This is a genomic window from Microbacterium sp. SORGH_AS_0454, assembly GCF_031453395.1.
Lineage (GTDB): Bacteria > Actinomycetota > Actinomycetes > Actinomycetales > Microbacteriaceae > Microbacterium.
Genome location: NZ_JAVIYS010000001.1, coordinates 478,081 through 501,225, shown reverse-complemented (window position 1 = coordinate 501,225; position 23,145 = coordinate 478,081). Strand labels below are relative to the sequence as shown.

Genomic DNA, 23,145 nt, shown 5'->3' with positions numbered 1-23,145 from the left:
GGAACCATGACCGATGCCCCCCGTAGGCGGAGGCAGTCCCCGGCGGTCTACCGTCGTCGTCGTCTCGCCGCAGGGCTCCTCGCCCTGCTGGTGATCGGCCTCGTCGTGTGGCTCGTCGCGGCTCCCCCGTGGCGTGCCGCCCCCACCGCCGAGGCGACTCCTGCTCCCGCTGCGAGCGCTCCCGTTGCCACGGCGACGACGACCGCGCCGGTGGCGTCCGGCGCCCCCTCGGCGTCTCCCTCCGTCTCGCCCACTCCGACCGCGCCCGCGGGGCCCGTCGAGTGCACGGCATCCGACATCACCGTCGCGGCACTGTCGGACAAGAGCGAGTACGCCCAGGGTGAGAACCCTCAGCTGTCGATCAAGCTCACGAACACGAGCGCGAACCCCTGCACCATGAACGTCGGGACGAGCGCGCAGTCGTTCACCGTGACCAGCGGGTCGGACGTGTGGTGGCGGTCGACGGACTGCCAGGCCGAGCCGAGCGACATGGAGGTGACGCTGGCCGCGGGCCAGGTCGTCACCAGCTCCGCACCGCTGACCTGGGACCGTACGCGCTCCTCGGTGAACTCGTGCGGCGGAGAGCGGCCCTACGCGCCCGGTGGGGGAGCGACCTACCACCTGAGCGTGTCCATCGGCGGCATCCCGTCGTCGGGCACGGCGTCGTTCATTCTGCGCTGAACCGGACGAGGGGCGGATGCCGGTCGGCATCCGCCCCTCGTGCGTTCGCGGCTCAGGCGCCGGGCTTCTTGCCGAACACCTCGTTCTGCATGGCGTCGTAGCCCTCCGTCTGCGGGTCGCCGTGCAGGCCGCCGGACAGGGCGTACTCCTCCTCGGGGGAGAGGACGAGGCGGTGGCGACCGTAGACCGCGAAGGCGACGAAGATCACGGCGTAGACCACGATGATCGCCACGATCGCGAGCAGATACGCGGAGTTCAGCAGCAGGCCGAAGAAGACGACCGCGGCGATGATCGCCGCCGAGTAGGCGCCGAACAGACCCCAGGGGCTTCTGTAGGGCCGCACCGCGTTCGGGAACTTCCGTCGAAGGATGATGAACGACACCATCTGAAGGAAGTACGCCAGCACCGCGCCCCACACGGCGATGTTCAGCACGATCGCGCCCGCCGGGCTGGTGTCGCCGCCGGCCGCCTGTACGACGACGAGTGCGACGAAGCCGAGAACCGCGCCGAACACCAGCGCGACCCAGGGTGTCTTGCGTGCGCCCGTGAGCGACAACCAGCGCGGGTAGTAGCCGGCGCGCGAGAGCGAGTACATGTTGCGCCCGTAGGCGAACATGATGCCCATCAGGGATGCCAGGAGCCCGACGAGAGCGAGCAGCGAGAGAAGGGCCGCGGCCTGGTCGCCGACCATCGCGCGGAAACCGTCGAGCAGGGGTTCGAGCGAGCTGCCGGTGGCGTCGGCGCCGAGCACACCGGTGTTCAGGAACAGCACGATGAGGCCGGTGACGATGAGCGTGCCGCGGGCCCATAGACCGGCGCGGGGGATGTCGCGAGCGGGGTCGTGCGATTCCTCGGCGGCGAGGGGGAGCTCCTCGATGCCCAGGAAGAACCACATCGCGAAGGGGAGTGCCAACAGGATCGACCCGACGCCGAAGGGCAGGAACTCGGTGTTGCCGTCGGTGGGGGCGATGTTCCAGAGCGAGCTCCAGTCGAACGCGCCCGTCAGAAGCGACATGGCGCCGAAGACCACGATGATGCCGATCGAGATGATCGACACGACGATCGCGAAACCGAAGGAGATGTTCGCGCCGGCGGCGTTGAGGGCGATGAACAGCGCGTACAGGATGATCCACCAGACGAACGAGGGAAGGCTCACCCCCGTCAGCAGCTCGAGCGCCGAGTCGGCATACTGCCCCGAGAAGTAGACGACGACGGCGGTGGTGGCGACGTACTCGATCGTCTCGGCGAGCCCTGTCGCCAGGCCGCCCCACGGCCCCATCGCCGACCGGGCGAACGAGTAGGCGCCGCCGGTGTGCGGCATGGCGGCGGCCATCTCGCCGATCGAGAACGTCAGGCCGTAGTACATCACCACGAGAATGACGAACGCGATGAGCATGCCGCCGAAACCGGCGAATCCGATACCGAAGTTCCAGCCCGAGAAGTCTCCCGAGATGACGGCGGCGACGGCGAGACCCCACAGGCCCCAGACGCCGGCCGAGCGTTTCAGCGTGCGTTTTTCGAAGTACGAGGCATCGGTGGCCGTATAGGTGGCTCCGGCGACCTTTTTGCGGGAGTTGCTCGACGTGGACATGGGGCCTCCAGATGGATGCGGACAGGCTTCGGGGTCGCCTTGCCGGAAATCATGGCCTTCTATTGGTCGACCTGTCTACCTTTGACGTGTAAGTTCCTCGTTACGTCCTTCGCACGAGGAGACGTCGACACCGCGAGAGGGAGACCATGGCGGGCAATCTCAGCAGCGAAGAATTGGATGCCGCGATCCAGGCGGGCGAGATCGACACCGTCGTCGTGGCCTTCCCCGACGCCCAGGGCCGACTCGTCGGCAAGCGCGTCGCGGCGCGCTTCTGGCGCGACGAGGTGCGCGGCCACGGCGCGGAGGCGTGCAACTACCTGCTCTCGGTCGACGTCGACCTGAACACCGTCGACGGGTACGCGATGTCGAGCTGGGAGAAGGGCTACGGCGACATGCTGCTCGTCCCCGACCTCGAGACCCTCCGGACGATCCCTTGGCAGCCCGGAACCGCGCTCGTCTTCGCCGACCTCGCGTGGGCAGATCGCGCGCATGTCGCGCAGTCGCCCCGTGGCATCCTGAACGCCCAGCGTGCTCGTCTCGCCGAGCGTGGACTCACCGCCTACGCCGGGACGGAGCTGGAGTTCATCGTCTTCGACGACTCGTTCCGCGACGCCTGGGCGAAGGGCTACACGGGACTGACCCCCTCCACCGACTACAACGTCGACTACAACCTGCTCGCCACGACGCGGCTCGAGCCCCTGCTGCGCGACATCCGCCTCGGCATGGACGGCGCGGGCATGTACTGCGAGGGCGTGAAGGGCGAGTGCAACTTCGGCCAGCAGGAGATCGCGTTCCGTTACGCCGAGGCGCTCGAGACCGCCGACAACCACACCCTGTACAAGAACGGCGCGAAAGAGATCGCCGACCGACACGGCAAGTCGCTGACCTTCATGGCCAAGTTCAACGAGCGCGAGGGCAACAGCTGCCACATCCACCTCTCCGTGCGCGGCGATGACGGTGCGGCGGTGATGGCCGGCGACGGGGAGCACGGGTTCAGCCCCCTGATGGGGCACTGGATCGCCGGCATCCTGAGCACCCTCCGCGAGTTCACGCTGCTGTACGCCCCCACGATCAACTCGTACAAGCGCTACGCGAAGGGCTCCTTCGCGCCCACCGGGGTGGCGTGGGGCGTCGACAACCGCACCTGCGCGCTGCGCGTGGTGGGCCACGGGTCGTCGCTGCGCGTCGAGAACCGCGTGCCCGGGGGCGACGTGAACCCGTACCTGGCGATCTCGGCGATCATCGCGGGAGGCCTGCACGGCATCGAGAACGGGCTCGAACTGCCCGCCCCGCTCACCGGCAACGCCTACGCCGCCGGCGTCGACACCCTGCCGACGACGCTCCGCGAGGCGGCCCATCTCTTCTCGGAGTCCACGATCGCCCGCGCGGCCTTCGGCGACGAGGTCGTCGAGCACTATCTGAACCAGGCGCGTATCGAGGTCGAGGCCTACGACGCCGCCGTGACGGACTGGGAGCGGGTGCGTGGTTTCGAGCGTCTCTGATCCGACCCGTACGCCCGTGGTCGGACTCACGACCTACCTCGAGCGCGCGAAACAGGGCGTGTGGGACGTCCGTGCGTCGTTCCTCCCGCAGCAGTACTTCGATGCCGTGACGGGCTCGGGCGCCACCGCCGTGCTGTTGCCGCCCCAACCGCGACCCGAGCAGGCCGCGGCGGCGGTGCTCGACGGGCTCGACGGGCTGATCCTCACGGGCGGCCTCGACGTGCAGCCCGAGCTGTACGGGGCGGAGCGTCACCCGCTCACCGACCCCGCTCGTGCCGACCGGGACGCGTGGGAGATCGCGCTGCTCGCGGGGGCACGAGAGCGCGGCATCCCCGTCTTCGGGATCTGTCGCGGTCTGCAGCTCATCAATGTCGCGATGGGCGGCACCCTGCATCAGCATCTGCCCGAAGCGCTCGGCACCGAGAGGTACCGGATCGGCGGGGGCGTGTTCGCCGAGAACACCGTGGAGGTGGATGCCGAGACCCGGCTCGCCGGTCTCGTCGGCGCCGGCCCCCTCACCGTCCACAGCTACCACCACCAGGGCGTCGACCGGGTCGGCGAGGGCCTGCGGGTCACCGCACGCACCGACGACGGTCTCGTCCAGGCCGTCGAGACCGTCGGCGACGACTACCTCGTCGCCGTGCAGTGGCATCCCGAGGAGAACGCCGAGGATCGGCGACTGTTCCTCGGACTCGTCGCCGCGGCGGCGGCCCATCGTGCGTCCCGAGTCGTGCCCGCATCGGCCGCCCCCGCCCCCACCTCCTCCGCGCACCAGGGAGTCCCCGCATGAGCACCTTCACCGTCATCGACCCCTCGACCGGGTCGCCCATCACCACGCTCGAACACGCAGAGATCGACGAGGTGGATGCCGCGGTCGCGGCCGCCGTGCGCGCCCAGGGCGCGTGGGCAGCCCTCGCTCCCGTCGCCCGCGCCGACGCGCTGCGGGCCTTCGGACGGGTCGTCGAGGCGCACGTCGAGGAGCTCGCGGCGCTCGAGGTGAAGAACTCGGGCCACCCGATCGGCTCGGCCCGCTGGGAGGCGCAGCACGTCGCGCAGGTGCTCAACTACTACGCCGGGGCGCCGGAACGCCTGATCGGCTCGCAGATCCCGGTCGCCGGCGGACTCGATGTGACCTACCACGAGCCCTACGGCGTGGTCGGGATCATCGTGCCGTGGAACTTCCCCATGACGATCGCCGCGTGGGGGTTCGCGCCGGCGCTCGCCGCGGGCAACGCCGTGGTGCTGAAGCCCGCCGAGCTCACGCCGCTGACGGCCATTCGCCTCGGTGAGCTGGCTCTCGAAGCGGGTCTTCCCGACGGCCTCTTCCAGGTGATCGTCGGGTCGGGCTCGGTCGTCGGACAGCGCTTCGTCTCGCACCCCGACGTGCACAAGGTCGTCTTCACCGGCTCCACCGAGGTCGGCACCGAGGTCGCCGCGGGCTGCGCGCGGATGCTCAAGCCCGTGACCCTCGAACTCGGCGGCAAGAGCGCGAACATCGTCTTCGCCGACGCCGATCTGGAGAAGGCCGCCGCGGGCGTCCCCGGCTCGGTGTTCGACAACGCCGGGCAGGATTGCTGCGCGCGCAGCCGTCTGCTCGTGGAGCGCCGCGTCTTCGACCGCTTCCTCGAGATGCTCGAACCCGCCGTGACCGCGTGGAGAGTCGGCGACCCCACGAGCGAGGACACCCAGATGGGGCCGCTCATCTCGGCATCCCACCGCTCCACCGTGCAGGGCTTCCTCGACGGGGTCGATGTCGCCTTCCGCGGTGCGGCCCCCGAGGGCGAGGGCTTCTGGTTCGCGCCGGCCGTCGTGCTCGCGCAGCCCGGCGACCGCATCGCGCGCGACGAAGTCTTCGGACCCGTGCTGGCCGTGCTGCCCTTCGACGACGAAGCGGATGCCATCCGTCTCGCCAACGACACCGCCTACGGTCTCGCGGGCTCGATCTGGACCGAGAGCCTGGGGCGCGGCATCCGGGTCTCGCGCGGCGTGCGCAGCGGCGTGCTCTCGGTGAACTCGCACTCGTCGGTGCGGTACGCCACCCCCTTCGGCGGCATGAAGGCCTCCGGTCTCGGACGAGAGCTTGGACCGGATGCCGCCGAGCACTTCACCGAGGTGAAGAACGTGTTCTACGCCACCGACTGACGACCTCCATGCCCCCCTCTCTCACGTGACGTCCCACTTCGTGCTGTCGAGGCCGCCCTCGGGCGGCCGCACGGGGGACGCGGTACTGCTCGAAAGGAACCACCACCCATGACCATCGACCTCACCCAGCGTCTGCGCGACCGCGTCGCCATCGTCACCGGAGGGGCCAGCGGGATCGGCCTCGCCACCGCTCGCCGCTTCGCCGCCGAGGGGGCCCGCGTCGTGATCGCCGATCTCGACGAGACCACCGGGCTCGCTGCCGCCACCGAGGTGGGCGGTGTCTTCCGGCAGGTGAACGTGGCCGACGAGGCGTCGGTGAACGCCCTCTTCGACGGGGTCGCGGCCGAGCTCGGCAGCGTCGACATCGCCTTCAACAACGCCGGTATCTCGCCCGCCGACGACGACTCGATCGAGACGACCGAGCTGCCCGCGTGGGACAAGGTGCAGGACGTCAACCTCAAGAGCGTGTACCTATGTTCGCGTGCTGCCCTGCGGCACATGGTGCCCGCGGGCAGGGGCTCGATCATCAACACGGCGTCGTTCGTGGCGCTGCTGGGGTCGGCCACCTCGCAGATCTCGTACACGGCGTCGAAGGGCGGTGTGCTCGCGATGACCCGCGAACTCGGCGTGCAGTTCGCGCGTCAGGGTATCCGCGTGAACGCCCTCTGCCCCGGACCGGTGAACACCCCGCTCCTGCAGGAACTGTTCGCGAAAGACCCCGAGCGTGCGCAGCGTCGACTCGTGCACGTGCCGATGGGCCGCTTCGCAGAGCCGGAGGAGATGGCCGCGAGCGTGGCGTTCCTGGCATCCGATGACGCGTCCTTCATCACCGCGACGGCGTTCGTGGTCGACGGGGGTATCACCAACGCCTACGTCACGCCCCTGTGAACCGGTGACGTGACAGGCTGAGAGTGTGACAGACGCGCCGCTCGACGACCTGCGCCGGGCCGTGTACCGGCCCGTGCGCAGCGGCAACGCGCTCGAGGACACCACGGCGCGCATCGTGCAGACCGTGCGGCTCGGGCTCGTCGCACCGGGGGAGTCGCTCCCCGCGGAGCGCGAGCTCGCCGCACTGTACGGGGTGAGTCGCGACACGGTGCGGGAGGCTCTGAAAGAGCTGTCGGACGCCGGTTGGCTCGAGACGCGACGGGGTCGCTACGGCGGCACCTTCGTCGTCGACCCCGTGCCCCGGCCCTCGCAGCCGGCGGTCGTGTCGGCCGCCGAGCTCTCCGACGTCATCGCGCTGCGGGGCGTCCTCGAACCCGGAGCGGCGTGGGCGGCGGCCGCACGGTCGCTGTCGGCGGAGGAACGGGATGTGCTGTGGGCACGGCACGAAGCGGCCGCGCTCGCCGAGGGGGAGGACTACCGCCGGCTCGACACGCTCCTGCACCTGACGATCGCGGAGTTCGCCGGCATCCCGTCTCTCGTTCCCCTCGTGGCCGACAACCGCGCGCGCGTGAACGCCTGGCTCGACACGTTCCCCCTGCTGCCGCGCAACATCGAGCACTCCACCTCGCAGCACGCCGCGGTGGTGTCGGCGATCCTCGCCGGGAGGCCGGATGCCGCCCACGCGGCCATGCGCGATCATCTCGCGGGATCCGAGGCGCTGCTGCGGGGGTTCTTGGCGTAGGGCTCTCGCGGGGTGCGGTGCGGGGGTGCAGATCGCGGGGCGCAGCGCGCGCCGCGGGTGGAAGGTCGCCCGGCGGGGCGCGAGATCGCGGGGCGGGGCGGCGGCCCCGAGCGGAGCAAAGTCGCGAGCGGACGATGCGGCGCGGGCGTTCGATCCTCCGGTCGGGGACTCTCCCGTCGTCAGGCGTCGCGCGGGCGTGCGCGGCGCCGCGCGGATAGGCTCGGAGGATGGCAGCGGGCAAGAAGCGCAAGGGGAAGAAGCTCGACGTGGACTTCAAGAACACCGCGCTCACCGATGCCCTGCAGACCCAGGACATGGCGGCGATCGCCTTCGCCCTGCGTCACGGACCGACGGTCGTGCCGCTGATGACCCCGGGCGACGCCGACAACCCGCTCAGCGTCGGCGAGGTATGGACCTACCGCGATCCGAACACGGGGCAGCTCGCGCTGCTGCTTTTCAGCGATGCGGCGCACAAGCCCGAGAGCTTGCCGCCCCACGTGGCTCTGCAGTCGCCGCAGTGGCTGCGGACGTTCCTCGGAACGCATCAGGATGCCATCACCACGGTGTTCATCGACATCGCGGGGCCCCACCCGATCCAGGCGTCGCCGGCCGACCTGATCGCCGCGCTCGACGCCTGAGATGCCCCCACGCGCGGGCTCGCACTGCCCACGCCGCGGGGGGAGGTCTGGTCTGTCGTCGAGTGTCCAAAACACCCGGAGTGTTTCGAATTTCGTCCGGGTGTTTTGGACACTCGAATGACGGATGGGGCGCTGGCGCGGAGCGAAACGGCCCGGGGTGAGGGGTGCAACTCGCGCGGGTGAAGAACGCGTGCAAGACTCGAAGCCATGGAGTACCTGATCGCCGGTGCCGTGTGCGCCGCCGGACTTGTCATCCCCGCGGTCCTGGGAATGACCTCGCCGCACCGCCGCCGTCGTTCCGCACCTCCCGGTCGCTGATCACGCCGCCTCTGCGCGAACGCGACCCGTGTGCCGTGTGCGTATGGGATGCGCCGGGGCGATCGACGCTCGCTGAACGCGCCGGGTACATCGATCACGCCGGTCGTTCCACCGCGACCGGGACGACAGGGTGCAGCAGCTCGATCGGTCAGGCCGACGTTGCCCCGCGTCAGAACCCTGGTACTCGATCGTGCAGGCCGACGTTGCCCCGCGTCAGAACCCCGGTTCGCTGTCGTCGCGCGGTGCCCCGCGCACCTGCAGCTCGTTGAGGGCTTGAGCGAGCTTGCGGGATGAGGAGTCGAGCACCGTGTGGTACCCGAGGCGCTTTGCTTCGGATGCGCGCTGCGCGGCCTGCGTGACGTTGCGGATCTCGCCGGTGAGGGTGAGCTCGCCGATTGCGGCGAGGCGTTTCGAGACCTTGCGGTTCTTGACGGCGTTGGCCACGGCGATCGCGATCGCGAGGTCGGCGGCCGGTTCGACCAGGCGCACTCCGCCGACGGTGGAGACGTAGACATCGCGATCGGAGAGCGTCAGACCCATGCGGCTCTCGAGGACCGCCAGCACCATGGCGACCCGCGAAGAATCGACGCCGTTGACGATACGCCGAGGGTTCGGGGCGGTCTGTCGCACGGCGAGTGCCTGGATCTCGACGGGGAGGGCGCGGCGGCCCTCCATCGCGATGGTGACGCACGTGCCGGGCTCGGGCTCACCGTGACCGAGGAACAGCGCGCTCGGGTCGGCGACCTCGGCGATGCCGGTGCCGGTCATATCGAAGCAGCCGACCTCGTCGGTCGGGCCAAAGCGGTTCTTGAGGGCCCGCACGAAGCGGAGCGAGGTCTGCCGGTCGCCCTCGAAGTGGCAGACGACGTCGACCAGGTGTTCGAGGATTCGCGGACCCGCGATCGAGCCGTCCTTGGTCACGTGTCCGACGAGGATCACGGGCAGCCCTCGCTCCTTCGCGACGCGAATGAGAGCGGATGCCACCTCTCGCACCTGCGCCGGCTGGCCCGCCGCGCCGTCGCTGTGTGCCGACGACACCGTCTGCACGGAGTCGACGATGAGCAGCCCCGGCTCGACCTGGTCGATGTGGCCGAGGATCGTGGCGAGGTCGGTCTCGGCCGCGAGGAAGAGCTCGTCATGCAGGGCGCCGGTGCGCTCGGCGCGAAGGCGCACCTGCGCCGCGGACTCCTCGCCGCTGGCGTAGAGCACGCGTCGGCCCGCGCGTGCGCTCTGGGCGGCGACCTCGAGGAGCAGGGTGGACTTGCCGACGCCGGGCTCGCCGCTCAGCAGGATCGCGGCACCGGGCACGATGCCGCCGCCCAGCACGCGGTCGAACTCGCCCACTCCGCTCGTGCGGCGCGGGGCGTCCTGCGTGTCGATCTCGGTGATGCGGCGGGCAGCGCGGGCGGCCCCGGGTGCGACGGGCACGATCGATCGAACGATCCCGGTCTGCTCGGCGGCCTCGACCACCGTGCCCCACGACTGGCACTCGCCGCAGCGGCCGACCCACTTCAGCGTCGTCCACCCGCACTCGGTGCACCGGTACGGGGCGGGGGCTGCAGCGGGACGTCGGGATGCCATGTGCTCAGGCTACGTGGGAGCTCCGACATCGCCGCGTCGGGGTCTCGGCATCCGGGATCTGCTCAGTCGCGGAGCGACTCCGTGACCGTCGTCAGCGCGTCGGCGGAGCGGCGCAGCAGCGTCAGCTCGGCGTCGGAGAACGGCGTGCCCGTCAGGGGCACCGCACCGCGGGCAGACACGATCGAGGGGACCGACAGCGCCATGCCGTCGATGCCGCGGAAGTTCTGCAGCACCGTGCTGACCGGCAGGATCGCGTGCTCATCGCGCAGGATCGCCTCGACGATCCGGGTGCTCGATAGGCCGATGGCGTAGTTCGTCGCGCCCTTGCCCTTGATGACCTTGTAGGCGGCGTCGCGCACGTCGACGGCGATGGCATCCAACTGCTCGCGGTCGAAGCGCGTACCATCGGGAAGCTCGAACTCGGTGATCGGCACCGAACCGATCGTGGCGGTCGACCACAGGGGGAACTCGGTGTCGCCGTGCTCGCCGACGATCCAGGCGTGCACGCTCGAGGTCGCGACGCCGGCGCGCTGAGCCAGTTTCCAGCGCAGGCGCGAGGTGTCGAGCACGGTGCCCGAGGCGAAGATGCGCCGGCTGGGGAGGCCGGTCGCCTCCTGCGCCAGGACCGTCAGCACGTCGCACGGGTTCGTCACGATCACGTAGATCGCGTTCGGCGCGACCTCGAGGAGCTTGGGCATCATGTCGCGGACGATCGCGGCGTTCGTCGCCGCGAGCTCGGTGCGGGTCTGGCCCGGGTTCTGCTTCGCGCCCGCGGTGACGACGACCACGTGGGAGCCCTCGGCCACCGACACGTCGCTGCCGCCCGTGATGTCGCTCGACCCGGTGAACTGCGTGCCGTGGGCGAGATCGAGCACCTCGGCCTCGACCTTCTCGGCCGCGATGTCGTAGAGCGCGACGTGCCGCGCCGACCCGCGGATGAGGGCGGCGTACGCGACGCTCGCGCCCACGCTTCCTGCTCCTACGACCGTCAGCTTCGAGTTCTCGATCACGCTCATGGCTCGATCCTGGCAGCGGGGGACGGCGGCCTCCACCGCGGTCGTTCGACGGTGGATGAACGGATGCGTGGGGTCGCGGTATGTGCGGCGGGGGTGTGCGTAACTCCTGAGTTCTCGGGTGGTGCGGCGCGGTGCGCGCCGCGCCGGGACCCGGAGGTTCCGGGGTCCGTCGGCCCCGCGGGGTCGGGTCCCTCTCCTGCGGGGTCAGTTGTCAGGAGTTCGGCACGCGTCGAGCGGAAGCCGCGGTGACTCGTGTCGGCCACCGATTCGCGGCATCCGGTCTTCTGTCGTAAGCTATTCGGCGGTGACGTGTCCGAGCGGCCGAAGGTGCAACACTCGAAATGTTGTGTAGGTTCACCCCTACCGTGGGTTCAAATCCCACCGTCACCGCCACCACGAAAGCCCCGAATCCCGCAGAAATGCTGGGAATCGGGGCTTTCGTTTTTCCGGTCGACCATCTGCGGCAACCGGTTCGAGAAGGCCGTCTACCAAGGTTGACGTGATGGGGCTGTCGGTCCCCGGGGAACCGGTCAGGTCATTCCTCTTGGCCGCCCCGTCGGGGGAAGTACGAAGGCCCCTGAACTCTGCGGGACATCCCGTGGCCACGACGATTTGTCTCGGGCGGCCCGGACCTCGCATGCTCGGAGGACGCCGCACGCTGAGAGCTCCACGGCACTCGGACGAGAAGCGCACGCGTCCGTGTGTGAAGGGGGTCGCGCTGCCGGTCCACGGAGCAATGGCCGCGCCCGCTTTGCAGGAACCACCGGCACTCGGGTGTGGACCGTGTCGGTGCCGCGGTGCGTCGACACGTTCACCTCGCCATCCACGGGATGGAAGGGGCCGAATCGGCGCCTCCGGACGCGCCGAGACGTGCCCCGTGGCCCGCCGTCGGCCACCGGTGTGGCGGTATCCTCAAGAGGCGGGTCGCAGCCTGTCCCGCCCGGGGAGCGGCGCCACGCCACCCTTCGAAAACCACCCCGCCAGGAGAGCAAATGGGCCGAGTCGTCTACCAGAAGCGACACCTCTCCGGGATCGAAGGTCGGAGGCTCTCGCACCTTCGTATCGAGGCGCAGATGGTGCACGCGGCCGTCGGTCTCCAGGGGCTCCTTCTCGATTCGGGCAGAGTATGACCGCCCCGCAGCGCCCCTCGCAGACGACTGTCGCCGAGTGGGTCGCGCGCTTCGTGGCGACGGGTGTCCCCGCGCTCGGTGATCCGCTCGTCCTGCCCCAGGACGACGAGGAGAACGCCGACGCCTTCATCGTCCTCGTCCATCTGCGGCACGCGCCCGCCGCCGTGTACCTGCAGCTCGACGAGAGCATGCGGTGGGCGGCGACCCTCACCGAGCGGCCCAACGATCTCACCGGCACGTCGCTCGACCTCATCGCCCTCGGCGCCGAAGTCGGAGCGGCCGGTCAGCTGTGCGCATACCTGCAGCAACGAACCGACGCTCAACTGGTGCCGTCCCCCTGATTCTCGAACCCCAGGGCAGGCCCCGACTCCCGCAGAAATGCGGGATTCGGGGCCTTCTTTTTGTTCGGTCGTCTATGCGCGGTGACAGTGCGGCAACCGGCTCGAGGGGGCTGCGTACCGAGATGGGCGCGATTCGGTCTGTCCGTCGCCGGGGAGTCACGTCAGGTCATTCCCACTTATGTCGGGCGTGTAAACAATGCACCGCGAGGAAAAAAATATCTGAAAAAATCCTTCACATCGTGCTTCACTAAGGGCATTCCGTCCCCTCACGTGAGGCCCTCATGAAGAAAACCTGGATCGCCGCCGCCGCCGCGCTCGTCGCTGTGGCACTGGTCGGCAGCGTCGCCGGCACGGTCACCGCCGCACAGAACCCGCCGTCTGCCGACGCTCGTCCCGATGCGTCCGCGGTGAGCGCGTCGCTGTGGGATCTCGACCGGTCCGAGTCGTTCACCCTCGCCGAGCGGGATGGAGATGTCGCGATCGATGGCGCTCGCGTCATCGCGGCCGCGCCCGACGGTGTGTCCGACATCCCCGTGTCGCTCGATCAGGGCGAGATCGAGCAGTACTGGTTGTGGGCGTACGGTGTCGAGGTCACCGCGCACGGGCTGACGCCCGGCTCCACGGTGCGCGTGGGGATCACGTTCGCGTCGGGCGACGCCAAGCACTGGGCGCCGCTCACGGCCGACGCCGAGGGCACCATCGTCACGCGCGTGCGGACGCTCGACGTCGACCCCGAGAACACGCACCCCGAGGCCGGTCTCGCTCAGATCACCGTGGCGTCGTCGACGGGGGAGGCGGGTTCGGCGCTGTTGCGCGTGACCGCGAATGCCCACCCGAGTCTGAGCGTCTCGAGCGACCCGTCGACCATCAGCCAGGACGCCTTCCTCGACAGTCCGGTCGTCATCCACGCCAGCGGGTTCCCCCCGATGACGAAGGTGTTCTTCAACCTCGGCATGCCCGACACCAGCATGATCGCCGTCGGTGAGGACGAAGGTCTGCACTCTGACGAGAACGGCGAGTTCTCTTACGAACTCCAGATGGCCAGCGTGAACGCTCAAGTGGGCACGTGGCTGCTGAGCTTCCAGTCTTTCGACGGAGCGCTCGCAGGCGGGGGGTCGTTCACGGTGACCGCGGGTGCTGAGCGCGTTCGAGACAAGACGCTGACCCCGGCCGTCGGCGAGATCTCGGTCGCGGACTTCTCGGTCGACCCGGGCCTGCGGTTCGCGGTGGACGGATTCCTCCCATTCGACACGTACGAACTGACGCTGACGACCTCGCGCGGCTACAACGCTCCGCTGGGCGTATCTCGCACGAACGGAGAGGGACACCAGGACAACGCGATCACGAGCCCGAAGTCCGTTCCGGAGGGGGAGTACACCCTCACGGCGCGATCGACGACCACCGGTGACTACGCGGTCGGCCGTTTCCGCGTCACGGGGAGCCCTACGCTCCCCGGTTCCGACATCGCGCTGGCACCGGCGACGGTCGCGGCCGACGCGCTCGCCGCCGAGGGCGTCGTCGTCTCCGGGAGCAGCATCGCACCCGGTACCTCGTTCCGGGTCTCGTTGCGGGATGCCGGGTGGAATCGACAGCCGCTCACCGCTGGGGCCGACGCGTATGCCACGGTCGGCGACGATGGGCGCTTGTCTCTCCGTCTCGTGACCCTCGAGGTCATCGCTCCCGGTGGGTACACGGTGTGGGTGGAGGCCGGTGGGGGAGTCATCGGGTACAACCTGCTGCTTCCTCTGCAGGTGACCGCATCAGCGGCCGCGTCCGAGACGACGGCGCCGGCCCCGATGGCCACGACCCCGCCCCCGGCAGCGTCCGAGACGCGTCTCGCGCCGGTCACCGAGGCGCCCGCGCTGCCGCAGCCTCGCCCCGAGACGCCCCCGGCCCCGTCACCGACGCCGTCACCGACGGCAACCCCCGCGCCCGGCCCCTTCGACGACGACATGCTCTCGCCGGCGCTCCCCGTCCCCGGCGTCCCCGCCCTCTGAGTTCAGGAAGAACACGATGATCCCTCCACGTTCAGCGCGCTCGCGCGCTTGCGCCCTCGCCGGAGTCGGCATCCTCGCGACGACTCTCTCGTTCGGCGCCGCGGCCCCAGTCAGTGCCGCGCCGACCGGTCTCGACGAGATCGCTCTCGCCCCGGCCAGCCCCGGCAGCACGGTCGCCCTCCCCGACTCGATCCTCTCGGCCGACGGACCCGTCGACGTCTTCGTGCAGACGCGGGGCGACAGTGCCCTCGAAGCGCGCACGAAGACCGAGGAGGCGGGCGGCTCCGAGACGTCCGCGCGGGTCGCCGCCGACGACACCGCGGAGCGCAACGCCGCGGTCACCGACGAGGTCGCGAGCGATCTGGCCGACATCGATCCGGATGCCACCGTGCTCTACACCTCGACGTACTCGGTGCCGGGCGTCGCGGTGAGCGCCGACGTCGACACCCTGCGTCAGCTCGCGGAGCGGCCCGACGTCGAGAAGATCTCCCGCATCGTCCCGCAGTCCATCGAGTTCCCCGCGGTCGGCACCGATCCGGCCAACGCGGCGTCCGACGCCCTCACCCGCGCCGTCGACGCCTGGCAGCAGACGGGGCGCACCGGAAAGGGCGTGACCGTCGCGGTCGTCGATACCGGCGTGGACTACACGCACGCCGATTTCGGCGGTCCGGGGACCACCGACGTCTACGCGCGGGCCCTCGCCTCTACCGATGCCCCGAGACCGGAGTGGTACGACGCGAACAAGTATCTCGGCGGGTGGGACTTCGCCGGCGCGAGCTACAACGGCGCTACCGGTACCCCCGGTTACGACCCGGTTCCCGTGCCCGACGCGAACCCGATCGACGGCCCCGGCGGCAACCACGGCACGCATGTGGCGGGAACCGCCGTCGGCTTCGGCGTCGACCGCGACTCCCGAACCTTTCAGGGTGACTACTCCTCGCTGTCGTCCGAGAGCGTGCGCTCGTCGTTCTCCATCGGCCCGGGATCGGCGCCGGAGGCGGGTCTCATCGCCCTGAAGGTCTTCGGCGACGGCGGAGGAAGCACGTCTCTCACCGGGGCGGCTCTGGAGTGGATCGCGGAGAAGGTGGCATCCGGAACCGAGATCGACGTCGTCAACCTCTCGCTGGGCACGAACTACGGCGCTATCGACGATCCCGACAACGCCAAGCTGGAGGTGCTGGTCGATGCGGGCGTGCTCCCCGTCGTCGCGGCAGGGAACTCGGGCGACGTCGTCGATGTCGGCGGCAGCCCCGGCACCGCGATGGGCGCGCTCACCGTCGCCGCCTCCGCAAGCGGGTACGGCCTCGCCGACGCCGCGCGTGCCGTCATCGGAGACCCGGCCCAGAATCCCGCGCAACAGATCCGCGTGCAGTACGCGCAGCAGTACTCGTGGGCCTTCGACGTGACGGCGCACGTCACCGCACTGACCGACCCCGACAACGCCGACGGATGCCGTGCCTTCAGCGCCGTCGATCGGCAGCGGGTGGCGGGTCAGATCGTCTGGCTCGAGTGGGATGACGCCGACGTGGCCTGCGGGTCCGCCGTGCGCTTCACCAACGCCACGGATGCCGGAGCAGTCGGCGTCGTGCTCACCAGTCAGGCCGACTCGTTCGAGAACGGAATCGCCGGGAACACCGACATCCCCGGTGCCCAGCTCACCCGTTCCGACACCGACGCGCTGCGACCGGCGATGGAACAGGACCGCCTGACCATCGAGCTGCGTTCCGACCTGCGTCGCACGGTCGAGGTGTTCGACTCGTCCCGCGTGGACACCGCGGCATCCTTCACCTCCCGGGGAACCCACGGATCCATCGACGACGTCCTCAAGCCGGATGTCTCGGCGCCGGGCGTCTCGATCGTGTCCGCAGGCAACGGCACGGGGTCCGGCCGCGAGGTGATGAGCGGCACGTCGATGGCCTCACCGCACACGGCCGGTGTGGCGGCGCTCGTCGTCCAGGAGCACCCCGATTGGTCGGCCGAACGCGTCAAGCAGCAGGTGATGAACACCGCCGCTCACGACATCGTCACGGCGGGCGCCGACCCGCGGGCGTACGGACCCGCGCGCGTGGGCACAGGCCGCGTCGACGCGCTCGCGGCCGTCGAGAGCGGTGTGAGCCTCCGGTCGGACGAGAACGGAGAGCTGCTCAGCGCCTCGTTCGGCGTGGTCGACGTCGGAACCGAGCCGGTCGTCCTCACCCGCACGGTCAGCGTCGGCAACGACGGGACGGATGCCACGACCCTCGACCTGCGCTACTCCCCGCGCACCGAGACGCCGGGCGTCGCGTACGACGTGAGTCCCGCGACCGTGACGGTCCCCGCGGGCGGGAGCGTCGCCGTGACGCTGACGCTACGGATCGCCGACCCCGGCGCCCTTCGCCGCACCCTCGATCCCACCATGTCCGCTCAGACGGGCGGCGCCCCGCGACAGTACCTCGCCGATGCGTCCGGCGTCGTCGAGGCCACCGGTCCGAGGGGCACCTTCCCCGTGCGTCTCTCGGTGTACGCGGCACCGCGTCCGTACTCCGAGACCCGGACCGCAGGTGTGACCTTCGACGGATCGGCGGGCACACTCGCGATCACCGGACGCGGGCTCGACCAGGGGCAGGGGACCGAGCGCTACCGGTCGGTCATGGTGCCTCTGATCCTCGGTGCGACCGACCCCGACGACACCTTCCCCGCGACCTCGGCACAGCGCACCCTCGAGAGCGCCGACATCCTCGCGGTGGGCGCGTCGTCGACGGCTCCTTTGCTGGCTGATCCGACGCAAGGCGTCCTCACCTTCGGCGTGCAGATGGACGGGGAGTGGGCGCGCTTGTCTCCCCTCACGTGGCCCATGGTGCAACTCGACCTGAATGGCGATACGCGGGCCGACTTCGTCGTGCAGGTGCAGCCCGGCGCCGACGGCGACATGCCCGTCGCGATGACCGTGGATGCCGTCACGGGCAATGTGGTCGAGGAGCGTCCGGTGAACGGCCTGTTCGGTGACCAGGGCACCAACGTCTACGACAACAGCGTCGTGACGATGTCGACATCGTTGAAAGCTCTCGGCTACACGGCGGGAACGACGCAGACGACCATCCGGTACCTGGCGCAGACGCGCTCGTTCTACAACCCGGCGTTCGACGGCGGATACCGCAGCGCGCTCGTCGACCAGACGTCGGCGGCCACGATCGACGCCTACGCGCCGGAGATGGCGTTCGGCGACACCGGGACCGCGCTGTTCGCCGATGAGCCCGGCTCGCTCACGGTCAGCCGGACGGGCGACACGCTGCCCCGGGTGCTCGTGCTGCACCTGCTCGGTGACGGTGACGCGCGCGCCGAGATCGTGACGCCCACCGCGGCGGGCGCCCCGACGCCGGAGCCGTCTGCGTCGGCGCCGATTCCTTCCGCACCGTCGCCGACGGACGGGGCGACCCACGCCTCCGGTCAGAGCCCGTCGCGCCCGGGCCTGGCATCCACGGGTCTGGACGGTTCAGCGCTCGCGCTGCTCGCGGCCGTCGCTGCCGCCGCGGTCGGGACAGGCGCCGTCCTGGTCCGGCGCCGCCGTCGCCCAGAGTGAGCCTCTCTGTCGCGAGCGTCGCGCCCCCCTCGGGGTGCGCGGCGCTCGCCGAGGCGGCAGACTGTGGTCTCATGGCCGGTCAGACCCTCATCATCTCCGACCCTCGCGCGGTGCGGGCCATGGCCAACCCGCTTCGCCTGGTGGCGGTCGACGAGCTCTACCGTCGACAGGGGCCGGCCACCGCCACCGAACTCGCTGACCTCGTGGGTCTGACGCCCAGCGCGATGAGCTATCACCTCCGCGCGGTGGAGTCGACGGGCCTCATCCGCCGCGGTGAGTCGACGGATGCGCGCGAGCGGCCGTGGGTGCCCGCGGCTCCGAGCTACTCGCTCGTGGCCAGCGTCGAGTCCGACGCGGTACAGCGGATGGTGCTGATCGACTCCCGTCTGATGCCGGTGCGGCAGCGGATGGAGGAGCTGCTGGCGGCCCGGTCGGTCCGCGCACCGGACGCCGACATCGTGTACATGGTGATGGCGACCGGTCAGCTCCTCCTGAGCCCTGACGAAGTGGGCCTTCTGCAGGAGCGCGTTCAGGAGGTGTTCGACGAGTTCGAGGCGTTGAGCGCCGATCGCTCCGAGGAAGGCGATCTGCGGCGCGCGCGATACATGTGGTCGGTGGTTCCGGAGCGGGTGCACCCCGAGGACTAGCTGCGAGCGCGGAGCAGCCGAGTGCAACCGCTGTGCCCCGCGCGCCCCACCGGCTCAGGTCGCCGACGGCTCGTTACGCAGGCGTGCCGATGACCCGATAGTCGGGGTGGACCCTTCCGGCCACCCCGATGGTGCGCGAAGCCGCTGACCCGCGACGTCCACGCCCCCGTTCCGATCGGAGCTGCAGCATGACCGTCCCCGCCGCCCACGAGTACCGCACCTACCCCGTCGTGACTCTTCCGGTGTTCGACCTCCGAACGGGGGATGTGGTGGTCGGTACCGATTCCGAGGTCGTCGGGATCGATGCCGAGAGCCCGTGGACGCGCCGCATCTCCGAGCGGCATCCCTCGGGGCAGATCACCCGATTCACCTACGACTGCGCGGACGAGCTCACGGTGTATCGAAAGCCCGAGGGCGAATCCGACGCCATCGCCGCAGCCGAGGCGGAGAGCGCCGCGGGGGAGAGCACAGAGCGCCTCGCCGGCGTCCGCTGCCCGCGTTGCTCGAACGAGAGGGCGTTCGCGGTCCAGATCACCGTCAGCGTGGTGCTCGACGGCGACCTCGACATCTCCGGATCCGCGCGGTCGATCACCGCCCACGCGCCCGGCCGCATCGGCGACCCGCCGTACGGGTTCCGCGGAGACGAGCCCATTCAGTGCCACCAAGATCGAGGCGGCTGCGGACACCGGGGCACCGTGGACGAGTTCCGCATCCCCGCGGGGGATGTCGCCGCTCGGTAGTCCTGCCCCTTGGCAGTCGCCGCACCATGAACCGCAGTGTCTTCTTCGTCGGTGCGTTGATGGCGGGCGTGCTCATGACCTCGCTCGGTCTTCCGGCAACGCTCGGCATCGGCGCAGGCCTGTTCGTGCTCGCCGCGCTGGTCATCGCCCTCTCACCGCTGCGCGGCGCGCGCCACGGCGGCTCTTCGCGCGGCTGATCACCGCGAACCCGCCGCCCGGGCGGATCACACCCGCGGCTGCTGCTGCGTGATGCAGTGGATGCCGCCACCTCGGTCGAAGATGGGCCGCGAGTCGACCGTCACCACACGCCGACCGGGGTAGGCGTCGGCGATGATCTCGCGAGCGCGCGCATCGGCCGAGTCGTCGCCGAAGCCGCACAGCACGACGCCGTCGTTGGTGACGAGGTGGTTGATGTAGCTCCAGTCGAGCCACCCCTCGTCGTCGCGAAGCGCGGAGGGGGCCGGGATTCCGGTGAGGGTGACGCGGCGGCCCCGCTCGGCGAACGCGGTCTCGAGCTCGCGCCGCACGAGCTGCGACACTGCGAAGTCGGGGTGGGAGGCATCCGTCTGTTCGTGGAGGAGAACATGGTCGGGCGCGGCGAAGGTGGCGACGATGTCGACGTGCCCGTTGGTGCCGAGGTCGTCGTAGTCGCGGGTCAGGCCGCGCGAGAGCCAGATGGCATCCGTCGCTCCGATCGTCCGGGTCATCTCGGCCTCGACGCGGGCGCGGTCGGCGAAGGGGTTGCGGCGCGGGTCGAGCTGCACGGTCTCGGTGAGAAGGACCGTGCCGGTGCCGTCGACGTGGAGCCCGCCGCCCTCGGCGACGAGGAGAGAGTCGATGCGCTCGGCTCCCGCGTGCTCGGCGACGACGCGGGCGATGCCGGCGGACTTCTGCCATTCGGCCCAGTCGGGTGCGCCCCACCCGTTGAAGATCCAGTCGACGGCGCCGAGGATTCCCGGGCGGTCGGGGTCGACGACGAAGGTGGGCCCCACGTCGCGCATCCAGAACTCGTCGAGCGGGGCTTCGACGATATCGATGTCGGCGGAGAGCATGCGGCGGGCCCGAGCCACCTCGGTGGGGTCGACGACCATCGTCACCGGCTCGAACTGCCGCACGGCGTGCGCGACGTCGGTCCAGGCCCGGTAGCCCTGCTCGCGGAACTCCGCGCCCTCCCCGAGGGTGATGCCTTCTCGGGGGAACGCCATCCAGGTGCGCTCGTGCGGGGCGGATTCTGCGGGCATGCGCCACATGTGGTGTTCCTTCTGGGGTGCGGTGTCAGAGCGGGGCGGTGGCGGTGGTGGCGAGGTCGCCGGCGACGGCGCCGTCCTCGTCGCGGACGACCACGACGACAAGGGGGCCGTAGGGGGCGATCCAGGGGCTCGCGGCGCTCGCGTGCGCCGCGGCAGAGACGCGGGCGGTGCCGCGGAGGCGGCTTCCGTCCAGGTTCGCCTCGACGCGGGCGCCGTCGACGTAGGCGGCGGTGTCGCGAGCCGATCCGCCCGTCACGGTGGCGCTGAAGCGCACCACGGTCTCGTCGCCGTCCGTCTCGGTCTCGACCGCATCGACGACGACGCGCAGGCCTCCCGCGGCGACCGGTCGCGTCGTGGTGAAGACGACCTCGTCGGGCAGCGCCGGCGTGCGCGGGGGCGTCGTGCGGCGCTCGCCGAGAGCGGTGACGGCCGATCCCAGCCGGATGAGCCGCGAGTCGCTGTACGCGGGCCCGGCGATGGTCAGGCCCACCGGCATCCCGGTGTCGTCCATCGTGCCCATCGGCACGGTCACGGTCGGGATGCCGAGATGGCGGGGGACGAGGTTGCCGTTGGACACCCAGACGCCGTTACGCCACGCGATGTCGGCCGAGCCGGGGGTGACATCGGCGTCCGCGGGGCCCACGTCGGACTGCGTGGGGAAGATGACGGCGTCGAAGCCCTCGGCCTCGAGCCAGTCCTCGAAGTCGACCTTCCGCGTGTGCTCGAGCCCGCGCAGGCCCGCCTCGAGGCTCGGTACGGCGCGCCAGTCGGGATCCCACTGGCGGGCCCGGGCCACATACTCGCCGATGTCGTACGAGATGTCGTAGTGCTGGATGCCGTAGCGATCGGGGAGGGCGCCCGGGGGGTGCGGGAAGATGCGTGCGGTTTCCACGTCGGCGAGACGGTTCAGCGCGGGATCGCCGTTCTGGCGGAGGAAGGCATCCATGGCCCAGACCGCGAGGTCTCCGACCTCGTCGTCGAGGAACTCGCGCGAGACGAAGCCGCGGTCGACGAAATCCTCGTCGCCCGGGTGCAGCTTCTCGTAGCGGTCGACGACGGGGAAGTCGGTCTCGACGATCTCGGCACCCGCGGCCTCGAGGTCGGCCCGCAGCGCGGTCCAGAGTCGCAGGATGCTGTCTCGCGTGACGATCGGTGACGCGTTGTCGGGGTCGCCGTTGATGTAGATGCGCGGGACGGCGAGGCGCAGCCCCGCGAGCGGCAGCGGCTCGAGCTCGCTGAACGACGCGGGGCGCACCTCGGAGGGACGCGGCAGGGCGATCCAGGGCTGCGAGCGCCAGAGGTCTCCCTCGGTCACCGGATCGTCGGCCACGATCGCGTCGAGCACGATGCGCAGGTCGTCCATCGAGCGGGTGTGCGGCACGACGACGTCCATGGTCGGTACGAGCGGCCAGTTCCCCCGCACCGAGATCACCCCGCGCGACGGGGTGTACGCGACGAGCGCGTTGTGCGAGGCGGGGGCGCGGCCCGACGACCACGTCTCTTCGCCGAGGCCGAAGGCGGCGAAGCTGGCCGCGGTGGCGGTGCCCGACCCGTTGGAAGAGCCCGACCCGAACGCCGACGGCAGAAACTCGGCGTTGTAAGCCGACTCGGCGCGGCCGTAGACGCCGCGCTGCATGCCGCCCGCGGCCATCGGGGGCATGTTCGTCAGTCCGAGGAACACCGCCCCGCTCGCGCGCAGTCGCTCGATCGCGAAGGCGTCGTCGCCCGCCACCAGGTCGGCGAAGGCCGGTGACCCCGCGGCCACGGTCAATCCGGTGACGCGGTAGCTGTCCTTCGCGGTGAACGGGATGCCGTCGAGCGGGCCGAGTGTCTCGCCCCGGGCTCGGCGCTGGTCGGCATCGCGGGCTTGCGCGAACGCGCGCGGGTTCAGGACGGGCACGGCGTTGAGGCGGATGCCGGCCCGGTCGTAGGCCGCGATGCGGTTGAGGTAGCGGGCCACGAGCTCGACGCTCGTGACGGTTCCGGAGTCGAGGGCGGCGCGCAGGCGGGCGACGTCGGCTTCGACGACGGTGAAGTCCTCGGTGGTCATGGCGGTAAACATACACCGTTTGTTTTATGTGTGCGAGAGTGGACTCGGAGCCCGCGCCCGTCGGCTCCCATCGACCCGGGAGGCCGCCATCGCCAGACCGCACACGCCGCTGCTGAGCCGCGATCTGATCGCGCGAACCGCCCTCGCCCTGGTCGACCGCCACGGACCCGACGGGGCGAGCATCCGTCGCGTCGCCGCACGCCTCGGGGTCAACCCCGCGTCTTTGTACAACCACGTCCCCAACCGCGCGGCCATGGTCGAGGACGTCCGTGCCCTCGTGTCGGCGCCCATCGACTCGCAGCCGCTGCGGGAGCTGCCCTGGGAAGACGCGC

The 23,145-nt window shown here is 70.4% G+C and carries 17 protein-coding genes, 1 tRNA gene and 2 pseudogenes; 15 read left to right on the top strand and 5 right to left on the bottom strand.

Features of this window, described 5'->3' with window-relative positions; all coding sequences use genetic code 11:
- Nucleotides 1-6: 6 nt before the first annotated feature.
- A complete protein-coding gene (locus QE454_RS02325; protein WP_210072420.1) occupies nucleotides 7-681 on the top strand; it encodes a hypothetical protein in 675 nt (224 codons plus the stop codon).
- A gap of 52 nt (nucleotides 682-733) precedes the next feature.
- On the opposite strand, the gene QE454_RS02320 is transcribed toward QE454_RS02325, so the two are convergent.
- Entirely contained in the window at nucleotides 734-2,272 is a 1,539-nt protein-coding gene (locus QE454_RS02320; protein ID WP_210072419.1) for an amino acid permease, read from the bottom strand.
- Nucleotides 2,273-2,418: 146 nt separating this feature from the next.
- Here QE454_RS02320 and QE454_RS02315 point away from each other — a divergent pair, with 146 nt between their 5' ends.
- From QE454_RS02315 to QE454_RS02290, 6 genes are all read left to right on the top strand, one after another.
- Nucleotides 2,419-3,774 (top strand): glutamine synthetase family protein, encoded by a 1,356-nt coding sequence (locus QE454_RS02315; RefSeq protein WP_307458519.1) that lies wholly within the window; start codon nucleotides 2,419-2,421, stop codon nucleotides 3,772-3,774.
- Nucleotides 3,755-4,564 (top strand): gamma-glutamyl-gamma-aminobutyrate hydrolase family protein, encoded by an 810-nt coding sequence (locus QE454_RS02310; RefSeq protein ID WP_210072417.1) that lies wholly within the window; start codon nucleotides 3,755-3,757, stop codon nucleotides 4,562-4,564. The genes QE454_RS02315 and QE454_RS02310 overlap by 20 nt, the downstream gene beginning before the upstream one ends.
- Nucleotides 4,561-5,916 (top strand): aldehyde dehydrogenase family protein, encoded by a 1,356-nt coding sequence (locus tag QE454_RS02305; protein ID WP_210072416.1) that lies wholly within the window; start codon nucleotides 4,561-4,563, stop codon nucleotides 5,914-5,916. Before QE454_RS02310 ends, QE454_RS02305 begins: the two co-directional genes overlap by 4 nt.
- A gap of 108 nt (nucleotides 5,917-6,024) precedes the next feature.
- A complete protein-coding gene (locus QE454_RS02300; RefSeq protein WP_210072415.1) occupies nucleotides 6,025-6,804 on the top strand; it encodes a 3-oxoacyl-ACP reductase in 780 nt (259 codons plus the stop codon).
- Nucleotides 6,805-6,829: 25 nt separating this feature from the next.
- The gene (locus QE454_RS02295) at nucleotides 6,830-7,546 is read left to right on the top strand and encodes a FadR/GntR family transcriptional regulator (protein ID WP_210072414.1); all 717 of its coding nucleotides are present in this window, start codon (nucleotides 6,830-6,832) and stop codon (nucleotides 7,544-7,546) included.
- 227 nt (nucleotides 7,547-7,773) lie between these two features.
- Nucleotides 7,774-8,184: a dehydrogenase gene (locus QE454_RS02290; protein WP_210072413.1), complete on the top strand. Its 411-nt coding sequence runs from the start codon at nucleotides 7,774-7,776 to the stop codon at nucleotides 8,182-8,184.
- 531 nt (nucleotides 8,185-8,715) lie between these two features.
- Here QE454_RS02290 and radA read toward each other — a convergent pair.
- A complete protein-coding gene (radA, locus tag QE454_RS02285) occupies nucleotides 8,716-10,083 on the bottom strand; it encodes a DNA repair protein RadA (protein WP_210072412.1) in 1,368 nt (455 codons plus the stop codon).
- 62 nt (nucleotides 10,084-10,145) lie between these two features.
- Complete coding sequence (locus tag QE454_RS02280) at nucleotides 10,146-11,099, bottom strand: L-lactate dehydrogenase (RefSeq protein WP_307458528.1); 954 nt, start codon at nucleotides 11,097-11,099, stop codon at nucleotides 10,146-10,148.
- Between the two features lie 303 nt (nucleotides 11,100-11,402).
- Here QE454_RS02280 and QE454_RS02275 point away from each other — a divergent pair.
- The 7 genes from QE454_RS02275 (at nucleotide 11,403) to QE454_RS02245 (ending at nucleotide 19,710) form a co-directional block, all read left to right on the top strand.
- Nucleotides 11,403-11,492: transfer RNA gene (locus QE454_RS02275), tRNA-Ser, on the top strand.
- Between the two features lie 733 nt (nucleotides 11,493-12,225).
- Complete coding sequence (locus QE454_RS02270) at nucleotides 12,226-12,570, top strand: hypothetical protein (RefSeq protein ID WP_210072410.1); 345 nt, start codon at nucleotides 12,226-12,228, stop codon at nucleotides 12,568-12,570.
- Between the two features lie 281 nt (nucleotides 12,571-12,851).
- Nucleotides 12,852-14,567 (top strand): hypothetical protein, encoded by a 1,716-nt coding sequence (locus QE454_RS02265; RefSeq protein ID WP_307458532.1) that lies wholly within the window; start codon nucleotides 12,852-12,854, stop codon nucleotides 14,565-14,567.
- Nucleotides 14,568-14,583: 16 nt separating this feature from the next.
- Nucleotides 14,584-18,126, top strand: coding sequence for a S8 family serine peptidase (locus QE454_RS02260; RefSeq protein WP_307458535.1), 3,543 nt, complete (start codon nucleotides 14,584-14,586; stop codon nucleotides 18,124-18,126).
- 71 nt (nucleotides 18,127-18,197) lie between these two features.
- A complete protein-coding gene (locus QE454_RS02255; RefSeq protein ID WP_210072407.1) occupies nucleotides 18,198-18,773 on the top strand; it encodes a helix-turn-helix transcriptional regulator in 576 nt (191 codons plus the stop codon).
- A gap of 188 nt (nucleotides 18,774-18,961) precedes the next feature.
- A complete protein-coding gene (locus QE454_RS02250; RefSeq protein ID WP_307458540.1) occupies nucleotides 18,962-19,513 on the top strand; it encodes a hypothetical protein in 552 nt (183 codons plus the stop codon).
- Between the two features lie 26 nt (nucleotides 19,514-19,539).
- On the top strand, nucleotides 19,540-19,710 hold the full coding sequence (locus QE454_RS02245; protein WP_307458544.1) for a hypothetical protein: 171 nt from the start codon (nucleotides 19,540-19,542) through the stop codon (nucleotides 19,708-19,710).
- Between the two features lie 27 nt (nucleotides 19,711-19,737).
- Here the strand turns inward: QE454_RS02245 and QE454_RS02240 are convergent, their stop codons facing one another.
- Both QE454_RS02240 and QE454_RS02235 read right to left on the bottom strand, forming a co-directional pair.
- Complete coding sequence (locus tag QE454_RS02240) at nucleotides 19,738-20,763, bottom strand: agmatine deiminase family protein (protein ID WP_309668506.1); 1,026 nt, start codon at nucleotides 20,761-20,763, stop codon at nucleotides 19,738-19,740.
- Between the two features lie 376 nt (nucleotides 20,764-21,139).
- Nucleotides 21,140-22,813, bottom strand: a pseudogene (locus tag QE454_RS02235) (amidase); the annotation flags it as partial.
- Here QE454_RS02235 and QE454_RS17225 point away from each other — a divergent pair.
- Nucleotides 22,812-23,066: pseudogene (locus tag QE454_RS17225) on the top strand (TetR/AcrR family transcriptional regulator); the annotation flags it as partial. The pseudogenes QE454_RS02235 and QE454_RS17225 sit on opposite strands and share 2 nt — an antisense overlap.
- Nucleotides 23,067-23,145 lie beyond the last annotated feature (79 nt).